Annotated in this window: 12 protein-coding genes; 10 read left to right on the top strand and 2 right to left on the bottom strand. The window is 37.8% G+C overall.

Annotated elements, in window-relative coordinates; all coding sequences use genetic code 11:
* Window positions 1–26: 26 nt before the first annotated feature.
* Together IGL15_RS10070 and IGL15_RS10065 are read right to left on the bottom strand one after the other, a co-directional pair.
* Window positions 27–143: a DUF4044 domain-containing protein gene (locus IGL15_RS10070; RefSeq protein ID WP_002291876.1), complete on the bottom strand. Its 117-nt coding sequence runs from the start codon at window positions 141–143 to the stop codon at window positions 27–29.
* A gap of 72 nt (window positions 144–215) precedes the next feature.
* Window positions 216–1,172 carry a magnesium transporter CorA family protein gene (locus IGL15_RS10065; RefSeq protein WP_002286649.1) on the bottom strand — a complete coding sequence of 319 codons (957 nt, stop codon included), beginning with the start codon at window positions 1,170–1,172 and terminating at the stop codon, window positions 216–218.
* A 170-nt stretch (window positions 1,173–1,342) separates the two neighbouring features.
* Here IGL15_RS10065 and IGL15_RS10060 point away from each other — a divergent pair, with 170 nt between their 5' ends.
* The 10 genes from IGL15_RS10060 (at window position 1,343) to ftsA (ending at window position 12,084) form a co-directional block, all read left to right on the top strand.
* Window positions 1,343–1,711, top strand: a complete 369-nt coding sequence (locus IGL15_RS10060) for a DUF3397 domain-containing protein (protein WP_002286647.1) — start codon at window positions 1,343–1,345, stop codon at window positions 1,709–1,711.
* A 169-nt stretch (window positions 1,712–1,880) separates the two neighbouring features.
* The gene (gene mraZ, locus IGL15_RS10055) at window positions 1,881–2,312 is read left to right on the top strand and encodes a division/cell wall cluster transcriptional repressor MraZ (protein ID WP_049142243.1); all 432 of its coding nucleotides are present in this window, start codon (window positions 1,881–1,883) and stop codon (window positions 2,310–2,312) included.
* A 20-nt stretch (window positions 2,313–2,332) separates the two neighbouring features.
* Window positions 2,333–3,292 carry a 16S rRNA (cytosine(1402)-N(4))-methyltransferase RsmH gene (gene rsmH, locus IGL15_RS10050; RefSeq protein ID WP_002286642.1) on the top strand — a complete coding sequence of 320 codons (960 nt, stop codon included), beginning with the start codon at window positions 2,333–2,335 and terminating at the stop codon, window positions 3,290–3,292.
* Between the two features lie 4 nt (window positions 3,293–3,296).
* Complete coding sequence (gene ftsL, locus IGL15_RS10045; protein WP_002294542.1) at window positions 3,297–3,698, top strand: cell division protein FtsL; 402 nt, start codon at window positions 3,297–3,299, stop codon at window positions 3,696–3,698.
* A complete protein-coding gene (locus tag IGL15_RS10040; RefSeq protein ID WP_002286640.1) occupies window positions 3,699–5,891 on the top strand; it encodes a penicillin-binding transpeptidase domain-containing protein in 2,193 nt (730 codons plus the stop codon).
* 25 nt (window positions 5,892–5,916) lie between these two features.
* Window positions 5,917–6,879 carry a phospho-N-acetylmuramoyl-pentapeptide-transferase gene (mraY, locus tag IGL15_RS10035; RefSeq protein ID WP_002286639.1) on the top strand — a complete coding sequence of 321 codons (963 nt, stop codon included), beginning with the start codon at window positions 5,917–5,919 and terminating at the stop codon, window positions 6,877–6,879.
* A 13-nt stretch (window positions 6,880–6,892) separates the two neighbouring features.
* Window positions 6,893–8,254 carry a UDP-N-acetylmuramoyl-L-alanine--D-glutamate ligase gene (gene murD, locus IGL15_RS10030; protein WP_002325464.1) on the top strand — a complete coding sequence of 454 codons (1,362 nt, stop codon included), beginning with the start codon at window positions 6,893–6,895 and terminating at the stop codon, window positions 8,252–8,254.
* Between the two features lie 25 nt (window positions 8,255–8,279).
* Complete coding sequence (gene murG, locus IGL15_RS10025) at window positions 8,280–9,368, top strand: undecaprenyldiphospho-muramoylpentapeptide beta-N-acetylglucosaminyltransferase (RefSeq protein WP_086324890.1); 1,089 nt, start codon at window positions 8,280–8,282, stop codon at window positions 9,366–9,368.
* 14 nt (window positions 9,369–9,382) lie between these two features.
* Window positions 9,383–10,603 (top strand): cell division protein FtsQ/DivIB, encoded by a 1,221-nt coding sequence (locus IGL15_RS10020; protein WP_073981140.1) that lies wholly within the window; start codon window positions 9,383–9,385, stop codon window positions 10,601–10,603.
* Window positions 10,604–10,758: 155 nt separating this feature from the next.
* Window positions 10,759–12,084 (top strand): cell division protein FtsA, encoded by a 1,326-nt coding sequence (ftsA, locus tag IGL15_RS10015; protein WP_002286631.1) that lies wholly within the window; start codon window positions 10,759–10,761, stop codon window positions 12,082–12,084.
* Window positions 12,085–12,090: the final 6 nt, after the last annotated feature.

Genomic DNA, 12,090 nt, shown 5'->3' with positions numbered 1-12,090 from the left:
CAGCAGCTGATAGCTATATTTTATTTTTACATGACACTCATTACAGCAGTCAATACAACAGATCCAATCGTTAAAATCAGCATTGTCCAAATGACAAATTTTGTTACTTTAGCAAAAGTACTTGTTTGTTTTTTTTCACGCATTGTTTTCAACCTCGTCATTAATTAGTTGATTCAAGTGTACAATCTTTTTTCCATTTCCACAAGAGGGCTTTTTTATAAAAACTTCCCTTTTTTTAAATAATAGGTAGTTACGATACAAATAAATAATGTTAATAGAACTAGCCATATAAAGGCATCATCCCTTTCAGCAATAGGTAACTTAATGTTCATTCCATAGATACTGCCGACGATTGTCGGTATAGTTAAAATAATCGTTAAAGAAGTTAAAATTTTCATAATATTATTCAGATTATTCGATACGATTGCTGAAAAAGTCTGATTCATTTGTTCTACTAGTTTTAATTGAATGCGAGAAGTAGTCATTGCCTGCTCTGTTTCCACCAATACATCACGTAAATGATTTTTCAAAGCATGATTTTCTTGGAAAAGTTTATTTTGCGCTAGTTCTTTCAATGCATCTAAATTAGCAGAAGTCGCTTCTCTGAAATAAACGAGGCTTTTTTGGATATCCATGATTTGATAAAGTTGTTTGTTTTCAGTGGATACTTGAAGTTTGGCTTCCAAAGTATCGCATTGAGATTGAAGCGTAGCTAAATAACTGTTGTAAGAGAGTGTGACCTGCCAAATGAATTGAAAGAAGATATTGAGATTAGGCGAAATATCACTTTTTGGAAAGGTCTGGCTAAAGACTTTCTTTAAAAACAGTGGTTCATGATTCGTAATTGTGATAAGCTTCTTTTTGGGCGTCAAAATAATAGAGAGCGGGTATGTATCCACTTGAAAATAACCGCTAGGACTTGTTTTAGCAAAAGGATATTGTAACAATAATAACGCTGGCTTTGTCAACTTTGATTGATTGAATTCTTCTGTACGGGAATTTTCTGCATCGTCCAATATGGAAGTGATGTAATCTGACGGAATTTCAAATTGATGTGTCAGCTGATGAATCTCTTCTTGATTAGGACGTTCTACACAATACCAGATCGTTTGGTCAGTTTCCTTTCCGGTATTACGCAGTTTCTCATTATCTAATGTAAAATATTTGATCATGATTTTCCTCCTGTTGCCTGTTTCTTTTATTATAACGGATAGGGAATTGGAATACATGGAATGTGTTTGTAAGATATAGAATATAACTGCATAAATTTAAATAAAATGAAACAGTTGTGTAAAGTATATACAGTATACTTGAAGCAACGATAAAAAAGGAGTTTACGTTCATGGGCACATTCACACCACTTATCTTGTTTTGGTATATTTACCCGGTAATCGTTTTGTTTGGTTGCCAATTTCTTGTAAAATTATTTTCGTTAAATCGTCGTTTTAAAATAAAAGCCCCTGATTTGGCGATTCCTTTTTTGTGGGGCGGTATGCATGCATTGTCTAGAAATACAGGGACAATTTCTATCTTACCGTTTTTCTTTATTTCTGTTTTGCTAATGGGAATTTGTATTGCTGTTTTCCAAGCATATTATTATGAAGAAATTATTTATCCGCGTTATTTCAAGATGACTTGGCGTTTGGTTTTTCTGTTGACAATCGTCTTGTACGCTGTCTTGATCATTGTGAACATACTTTCTTACCTATGAAAAAAATAGAAAAGCTGTAAAAAGTCTTTTAAAAGGCTTTTTGCAGCTTGATTTTAAAAAAAATGTTTATGAATAAAAAAAGTTGTTCCCGGATTTCCCAGAAAAGGTGGTAGAAAGTGGGGGATTGTGGTAGACTAATTTTAGTTAGTGGAGGAATGGGGGGCTTTCAATGTTGATGGGTGAATTCCAACATAATATTGATGCAAAAGGACGTTTAATCGTGCCCTCAAAACTTCGTGAAGAACTTGGCGAAAAGTTTGTTCTGACACGCGGATTGGATGGCTGTCTTTTCGGCTATCCGATGAGCGAATGGGAAAATCTGGAAGCTAAACTGAACGAAATGCCGTTGGCTAAAAAAGACGCACGTACTTTTGTGCGATTCTTCTATTCGGCTGCCACTGAATGCGAACTTGATAAACAAGGACGAATCAATATACCCAGCACGTTAAGAAATTATGCAGCTTTGACAAAAGGTTGCGTAGTCATCGGTGTATCTAACCGAATTGAAATTTGGGATGAGACACGATGGCAAGATTTTTCTGCAGCAGCAGAAGATAACTTTGACGAAATTGCTGAAAGTATGATTGATTTCGGACTATAAGAATAGGAAGAGGCTGACTAATGACTGAAACATTTCAACACTATACAGTCATGTTGAAAGAAACGGTAGATGGATTGAACATCAAACCGGATGGCGTTTATGTAGACTGTACACTCGGCGGTGCCGGACATAGTGAATATTTATTAAGCCAACTAAGTTCTAAAGGGCATCTGTATGCGTTTGACCAAGATCAAAAAGCAATCGATCACGCCAAGCTGCGTTTAGCTTCTTATGTCGAACAAGGTATGGTCACATTTATCAAAGCGAATTTCAGAGAATTAGAAGAACGCTTGAGTGAACATGTAGATAAGGTAGACGGCATTTTGTATGATCTAGGGGTTTCCTCTCCTCAGCTAGATGAAGCAGAACGTGGATTTAGTTATCATCAAGATGCACCGTTGGATATGCGCATGGATCAGTCAGCTCCTTTATCCGCTTATCACGTAATTAATGAATATTCCTACCATGAATTAGTAAAGATTTTCTTCCGCTATGGCGAGGAGAAATTTTCCAAACAAATTGCTCGTGAAATCGAACGAGTACGAAAAACAAAACCAATCCAAACAACTGGTGAGCTTGTCGAAATCATTAAACAAGTCATCCCAGCTCCCGCAAGAAGAAAAGGCGGGCATCCTGCAAAAAGAATTTTTCAAGCTGTGCGGATTGCAGTAAATGACGAACTCGGTGCCGAAGAGGCCTCTTTAGAACAGGCAATCCGGTTATTGAAAGTCAATGGAAGAATCAGCGTAATCACATTCCATTCATTGGAAGACAGAATTGTCAAAAGTATGTTTAAAGAATATAGTACGGTACAAGATCTACCACCGGGACTTCCTGTCATACCTGACGAATTCCAACCAGAACTGAAAGTCATTACTCGTAAACCAATCCTTCCTTCAGAGGAAGAGCTAACAGAAAACAATCGATCACGCAGTGCAAAGTTACGTATTGCAGAAAAAATAAGAATGAAAGAGGAGTAGAATGATGGCAGAATTAAAGAAAATGCAAGATTACGAATATGATTTACCTGAATTGGTGGATCAGCCGGAACAACAAATGCCTGATTCTTCTTCGAATCAAGAAATCATTCTTCCACAATCACCGGCAAAACGATTAAAGCAGATTTCTGCTTTGGAAAAAATTGCTGTGGCAAGCGTGGCGATTGCTATTGTTGCTTTATGTGTTTTAACAGTTATGCTGCGCACAAATATCAGCGGAGCTGAAAAAGAAATCACGTCAATACAAACAGAAATCAATGATAAAAAGCAAGAAAAAACGAGTTTAGAACAAGAAAAAAACGAACTTTCTCGTACTGAACGGATTAAACAAATCGCAGAAGAAAAAGGATTGTCTATTAATGACGACAATTTAAGGAAAGTGAAGTAAATGAGTCTTAAAAATAAAATTCGGCGGTTTATGGAAAAGAAAAATCTAAATCCGATGAACAATCGCAAAAAAGTAGGTATCATTTTATTTGCTACGAGTATTGGATTGTTCTTTTTATTTGCCGTCCGTTTCTCGTATATCGTTATTGGAGGTCATGTTGCTGGTACCTCATTAGCTGAAAAAACAAAACAGTTGTACCAAGGAAGTGAAGTAGTAAAAGCAAAAAGAGGAACGATTTATGATCGTAACGGTGTGGCGCTCGCAGAAGATGCCTCCTCTTATTCAATTAAAGCGATACTCTCAAAAACATATACCTCTGGGGATAAAAAACTGTATGTTGAAGAAAAGAATTTTGATAAAATAGCAGAAATCCTGCATAAGAATCTTTCTATAGACAAAAAAGATGCACTGAATATTTTAGAAGACGGCGCAAAAAAAGAGCTGTATCAAGTTGAATTTGGTAGCTATGGGAAAAATATCTCCCAAGAAACCAAGCAAAACATCGAAGCGGACATGAAAAAAGAAGGTGTCGCTGGTCTTTACTTTGTCGACCATCAGGCTCGGATGTATCCAAATGGCGTCTTTTCTTCTCATTTTATTGGATACGCAGTTCCAGACAAAGATGAGAATGGCTTAGTTGGTAAACTAGGTTTGGAGTCTGCTTACAATGATATCTTGAGCGGTAAAGATGGTAAGATTATTTATCAAAAAGATAATTTTCAAAATCCTCTGCCAGGTACAGTGGCAGAAGAAGAAAAAGCTGTCGACGGACAAGATATCTACACGACTTTAGACAGCAGACTACAAAGTTATTTAGAAACACTGATGGATCAAGTAAATGAAGAATATCAGCCAGAAGAATTGACAGCAGTCCTGATGAAAGCAAAAACCGGAGAAATCTTGGCAATGGGACAACGACCTACTTTCAATCCTGAAACAATGGAAGGATTGACTGGAAAAGATGCTATCTGGCGTAATTTCTTGGTACAAGATAGTTATGAACCAGGATCAACCATGAAAGTTTTCACTACTGCAGCTGCTATCGAAGAAGGAGAATTCAACGAGAATGAAACCTTCCAATCTGGAAAAATCCAAGTAGAAGATGCTACGATCAATGACCATGACTTTGGTGAAAAAGGTGTGCTGACCATGCGTCAAGCTCTTTCATGGTCAAGTAACGTCGGGATGGTCATACTGGAACAGCGATTAGGCGGACGATGGTATAACTATTTACAAAAACTGGGATTTGGACAAAGTACTCATTCTGGATTAGATGATGAAGTAAACGGTGCTTTACCTACATCAAATATTGTCGACCGAGCAATGAGTGCTTATGGACAAGCGGTAGGTGTGACGAATTTCCAAATGATGAAAGCTTTCACTTCTATTGCGAATAACGGTACAATGATTCAACCTCGATATATCAGCAAAGTGGTGGATCCCCAAACTGGAGAAGAGCGAACAACTCAAACAGAAGTTCTAGGGCAACCTTTTTCAAAAGAAACAACAGAAAAAGTCCGTGAATATATGAGAGATGTTGTCGAAAGCGAAAACTACGGTAGTGCTTATGGTGTATATAGTGTACCTGGATACAATGTATCGGCAAAAACCGGAACAGCCCAAATCGCTTCTGATACAGGGGGATATCAAACAGGAGATACAGCCTACCTGTATTCGATTGTGGAGATGGTTCCTTCTGAAGATCCAGACTATGTCTTGTATCTAACAATGAAACACCCTAAGACATATGATCGAATGGCCTTGGCTAAAATCGCAAATCCATTGATGAAACGGGCAATGGATTTTAAAGAAACTGAAGAAGATTCAGATACAGAAACAAAAACAGAAAAAGTATCCGTAGCCGATTATCGTAATCTTGAAGCGGACGTTGCAGCAGCTGATGCTCAAAAAAGTGGACTGCAACCTGTAGTGATCGGTAATGGTAAAAAAGTACAAAAACAATCTACTGCCAACGGTGATCAGTTGATCTCTGGAGAAAAACTGATCCTATACACTGGTGGTGATAAGCTGATGCCTGACGTAACAGGATGGTCAAAAGCAGATATCATGAAGCTGGGGAAAATCCTTGGTATTGAAGTTAGTTTTGATGGAGATGGTTATTGTGTCAAACAAGAACTTGCTCCATATGAAAAAATCACTGAAGACAAACTTAGTTTTACTTTAGAAGAATAAGAAGAGAAATAGGAGAGAAAAGAGCATGGAATGGACACAAGCATTGATTCCCATTGTCAGCAGTTGTGCAATGACAATTGCCGCAATGCCGCTATTTATTGGTTACTTTCAAATGAAAAAGCAAGGTCAGGCGATTCGTGAGGAGGGACCAAAGTGGCACAATAGCAAAGCCGGAACTCCTACAATGGGCGGCTTAGTGTTTCTGATCGGCTCTATTTTGACAGGAATTTGGGTTGGAGCTTGGCAAAAACAGCTAACTCCTACTCTTTTCATCTTGCTTTTTGTATTAGCGTTATACGGAGTAATCGGCTTTCTTGATGATTTTATAAAAATATTCAAGAAAAGAAACATGGGACTGAACTCGAAGCAGAAATTGATTGGACAGATTCTAGGGGGAATCATCTTTTATCTTGTTTACCGTTCTGAAGGTTATCCAGGTGTATTGAATTTCTTCGGACTAGATCTACCTTTAGGAATCATTTATGGTATTTTCGCTCTCTTCTGGCTTGTTGGATTTTCAAATGCGGTAAACCTGACAGATGGCATCGATGGATTAGTTGCTGGCTTAGGAAGTATCTCTTTTGCAGCTTACGGTCTAATTGCTTGGCATCAGCATCAGTATGATGTATTAATCATTTGCTTAAGTGTTTTAGGAGGTTTACTGGGTTTCTTCGTCTACAACAGAAAACCTGCCAAGATTTTTATGGGAGATGTCGGTTCATTAGCGTTGGGCGGACTTTTAGCGGCAATTTCTATAATGCTAAACCAAGAATGGACATTGCTTTTGATTGGTTTGATCTATGTTATGGAAACAGCAAGTGTGATGCTTCAAGTTACTTCCTTTAAGCTTACAGGAAAACGAATTTTTAAAATGTCTCCAATTCATCATCACTTTGAAATGTGCGGATGGTCGGAGTGGAAGATTGATACAGTTTTTTGGTTGATCAGCATTGTGACTTCGTTGATCACATTATGGATCGTTTGGTAGGAGATGACGGGAAATGAAAAAAATATCAACATATGAAAATAAGAAAGTGCTTGTCTTAGGACTCGCAAAAAGCGGAGTAAGTGCGGCCAAATTATTACATGAATTGGGCGCACTTGTCACCGTTAATGATGGAAAACCTTTTGACGAAAATCCGGAAGCACAAGAGCTGCTTTCTTTAGGGATAAAAGTAATAACAGGCAGTCATCCAATCGAATTGTTGGATGAAGAATTTTCATTGATGGTCAAAAATCCAGGGATTCCCTACAGTCATCCTTTAGTAGCAAAAGCCCAAGAAATGGGTATTCCGGTAATTACGGAAGTTGAGCTAGCTTACGAAGTAGCGGAATGCCCAATTATTGGGATTACAGGAACGAACGGAAAAACAACGACAACAACGATGACAGGACTACTACTGAATGCAGGAGCAGATCAAGGAATTGCACGTTTAGCAGGAAATATTGGGTATCCAGCAAGTGGTGTCGCGCAAGAAGCGAAACCAGAAGATAAAATCGTGATGGAGTTATCTAGTTTTCAACTCATGGGAATCACAGATTTCCGCCCTCATATAGCGGTGATTACCAATATCTATGAAGCACATATTGATTATCATGGTACAAGAAAAGAATATGTCAAAGCTAAATGGAACCTTCAAAAAAACATGACAGAAAAAGATTATCTGATCCTTAACTGGAATCAGTCAGAACTACAAGAATTAGCGCAAAGAACAAAAGCACGCGTACTGCCTTTCTCGACAAAAGAAGTGTTGGAAGACGGTGTGTATGCTGACGATTACTCAATATACTATAAAAAAGAAAAAATAATGGAAATATCTGAACTTGGCGTACCAGGTAAGCATAATGTAGAAAATGCACTAGCTGCTATTTCTGTAGCAAAATTGTATGGTATATCAAATGAAGCTATACGAGAAACGTTGAATTTATTCCATGGCGTACCACATCGTACGCAATATGTAGGAGAAATCCAAGGCAGAAAATTTTATAATGATTCAAAAGCAACCAATATTTTAGCGACTAAAATGGCTCTAAGTGGATTTGAAACGTCTAAGGTCGTGTTATTGGCTGGCGGATTAGACAGAGGAAATACATTTGATGAATTAATTCCTTCATTAAAAGGAATCAAAGCAATGGTCGTATTTGGCCAAACAAAAGAAAAGTTGATGGATGCTGGAAAAAAAGCAGGCATCGAGACAATAGTAACAGCCGATTCTGTAGAACAAGCAGTTCCTTTAGCATTAGAAAACAGTACAGATGGTGATGTAGTTTTATTATCACCAGCGAATGCCAGCTGGGATCAATACCCAAATTTTGAAACTAGAGGAAACAGATTCATGGAAGCTGTGAACCGATTAAAATAGAAAAAGTAGAAGCGAGCGATAAAAAATGAAAATTTTGGTTACAGGCGGAGGAACAGGGGGACATATTTATCCAGCTCTTGCCTTTGTCAATTATGTAAAGACTCAAGAACCGAATGCTGAATTCATGTATGTGGGAGCAAAACGAGGTCTAGAAAACAAAATCGTCCCTGATACAGGAATGCCTTTCCATACCTTGGAGATTCAAGGATTTAAACGAAAAATTTCCATGCATAACATCAAGACGGTCCGATTGTTTCTTAAGAGTATCCGTCAAGCAAAAAAAATCCTCAGTGATTTTCAACCAGATATCGTTATCGGTACTGGAGGATATGTTTCCGGAGCGGTAGTGTACGCTGCAGCCAAAATGGGTATTCCAACAATTATCCATGAACAAAACAGTGTACCAGGTGTTACCAATAAATTTTTAAGCCGATATGTGGATCGGATCGCTCTTTCATTTAAAGATGCGGCTTCCTTTTTTCCTGAAAACAAAGCAGTTCTTGTAGGTAATCCTCGAGCACAAGAAGTAGCAGATACTAAAAAATCAGATATTTTGAAAACATTTGGTTTGGATCCAGAAAAGAAAACAGTCTTGATTTTTGGCGGTAGTCAAGGAGCACTTAAAATCAATCAAGCAGTATCAGTTTTTTTAAGTGAATATATTCCTTCTTCTTACCAAGTTTTGTATGCTTCAGGAGATAGATATTATGAAGAGATCCTAAATAAAATAAATCCTGAAATACAAAATATTAGTGTCCAGCCTTATATCAAAAATATGGCAGAGGTCATGGCTTCCAGTGATCTGCTGGTGGGGCGTGCTGGTGCAACTTCGATCGCAGAATTCACAGCTCTGGGGTTACCGGCAGTGTTGGTTCCCAGCCCATATGTTACGAATGATCATCAGACTAAAAATGCAATGAGTCTTGTTCACGCAGGAGCAGCAAAAATGATTGCAGATAATGAACTAACAGGTGAATCACTAAGTCAGACAATCAATGAAATCATAGGTGATGAAGAATTGCAAAAGCAAATGTGCCGAGCTTCTAAAGAACAAGGAATCCCTGATGCTTCAAAACGTCTTTATGACTTAGTAAAACAAATAATCAAAAAATAAAGGCGGTGGTCTTAGTGAGTAAGAAAAAAGAACCAAAAAAATTGTCTCATCCGTCTTCTGATGAAAACAATTTGACTCCTTGGCAAAAGGCTAACCGAAAATATCTGGCAGAACAAGAGATGAAAAACCAAGAGCCAAAAAAAGAAGACATAACATTAGATACACCCCTTTCAGATTCTGAAGAAGAAAAAACGGTTCAAGAGGAACAGCAAGAAGAAAGCCAGTCCGAGAAAAAAATCGAATTTTTTGAAGAGATCAAGCAAAAGAAAAACGGTGGGCCATATAACGGTTCTTTTTTGAACCGGCTGCCCAATTTAAAAAGTCAACGGCACAAAGTACTATTTCGTCGGTTAGCTTTGATCATCACTGTATTGGGTATACCGCTGATTTTTTTGATCTATTATGTTTCTCCTTATAGCAAATTACAAGCAGTTGCAGTATCAGGCAATAAGACAGTCAACAGCCAAGAAATCATCTCTGATACAAAATTGTCATTAGGAGAAAATGTTTGGGGACAGTATTTTCATCGATCTACTTATATCGATCGCCTTAAAAAAGCACAGCCAAGAATCGAAACAGCAAATATACATTTCAAAGGAATGAATGAATTCGATTTGGATGTAACAGAATATAAAGAGATTGCTTTGATCGCAAAAAACAATCAATACTATCCAGTGATTGAAAATGGAACAGTATTAGATGAAAAAGTAGCAAATCCTACAAAAAATCTCCCTATCTTGGAAGAGTTCAAAGACTCTGCAAAAATCAAAGAACTAACAAAGCAATACAATCAGTTATCATCAGAATTACAAAAAGCAATTTCTGAAATCAAGTACACGCCAAGAGCAAGCAATAAAAATCTGATCCAATTGAATATGAATGACGGCAATCAAGTTATTGTAAATATCAATAATCTTGCGAACCAAATGAAATATTATTCGCAAGTAGCCAAAGATATGGATGAAAAAGGTGTGATCGACATGGAAGTTGGTATCTTCTCGCATCCTTACGGTAGCACTCAAGAAACGGAAGAATCGGGCCAATCGGAAGAAACAACTGAAAGTGAAGAAAATGCGGATCAAACAAACGAATCAAGTGAAGAGGCAGAAACGCAAGAAGCACAAACACCTGGATCGTCTAACACAAACGGATCATCTGATTCAAATGATTCAAGTGAAACAAGTCAAATAGAAGATAATCCAAGTACAACTCCGTCAAGTTTAAATGAAAATTGATAAAACAACTTTAAAAAGTAAGAATGTACTTTCTAAAAACCAGTAATTTATGGTAGAATTGGAAGCAGTGAATATATCTATTAATAAGTATATTTTAAAACGGACGCTAGTTGTTCGCTTGTATATGGAATAGTAAGTAGGAGGGAATCCCATTCATGGCAAAAACAGGAATGTATGTAGGCCTTGATATTGGAACGACATCTGTTAAAGTTGTCGTGGCTGAATATATCGACAGCCAAATGAATATTATTGGAGTAGGAAACGCAAAATCAGAAGGGATTAACCGAGGCATTATCGTTGATATCGATAAAACGGTCCAAGCGATACAACGAGCAGTACGACAAGCAGAAGAAAAAGCAGGTATCCAGATCAAAGGCGTAAGTGTCGGTTTGCCAGCAAACATGCTTGAAGTAGAAAATTGCCAGGGAATGATTGCAGTTAACGGAGATTCAAAGGAAATCACCGATGAAGATGTCAGAAATGTGGCTTCAGCTGCCCTTGTTCGTTCAATACCTCCTGAACGTCAAATCGTGTCAATATTGCCACAAGATTTTACTGTCGATGGGTTCGAGGGAATCAAAGATCCTCGTGGAATGATCGGCGTAAGATTAGAAATGTACGGTCTGTTGTTTACAGGACCTAAAACGATCATCCATAACATACGTAAATGCGTGGAAAATGCCGGATTAATCGTCAATGAAATGGTGATTACTCCTTTAGCGCTGACTGAATCAATTCTTTCTGACGGAGAAAAAGATTTTGGTACGATCGTCATTGATATGGGTGGCGGCCAAACAACAACGGCTGTTATGCATGATAAGCAATTGAAGTTTACCAATCTTGACCAAGAAGGTGGCGAATTTGTCACTAAAGATATCTCTATTGTATTAAATACGTCATTTAACAATGCAGAAGCGTTGAAAATAAACTACGGTGATGCATACCCAGAACGGACATCACCAGATGAAGAATTTCCAGTAGATGTGATTGGTCAGTCAGAACCAGTGAAAGTCGATGAACGCTACTTGTCAGAAATTATTTCAGCTCGAATGGAACAGATTTTCAACAAAGCAAAAGATGCATTGGACCAAATCGAAGCATTAGAGTTGCCAGGTGGCGTCGTATTGACAGGCGGAGCTGCTAGTCTTCCTGGTGTTGTGGACTTGGCACAAGAAATCTTCGGCGTAAATGTAAAATTGTATGTTCCAAATCACATGGGGCTGAGAAACCCGGTATTTACAAATGTAATAAGTATCGTGGATTATTCAGCAAACTTGAGTGAAGTGTATCAATTGGCAAAAATTGCTGTTACGGGTGAAACCTCAGCAGCTCGTCAAATGGTAGTTGAACAAGAAACAACAAACACATATGAGAGCTATGAAGCACCTGAAGAAACAATCTACGATGAGCCGGAACCAAAAGAGTCCGGAGAAAATGTAAAAAATAAAATCAAGGGTTTCTTTACAAATATTTTTGATTAATTCATC

Source organism: Enterococcus sp. DIV0436a (genome assembly GCF_051711605.1).
GTDB classification, from domain to species: domain Bacteria; phylum Bacillota; class Bacilli; order Lactobacillales; family Enterococcaceae; genus Enterococcus_B; species Enterococcus_B faecium.
The sequence above is the reverse complement of the archived record's forward strand: the minus strand, read 5'-3'. Positions and strand labels throughout refer to the sequence as shown.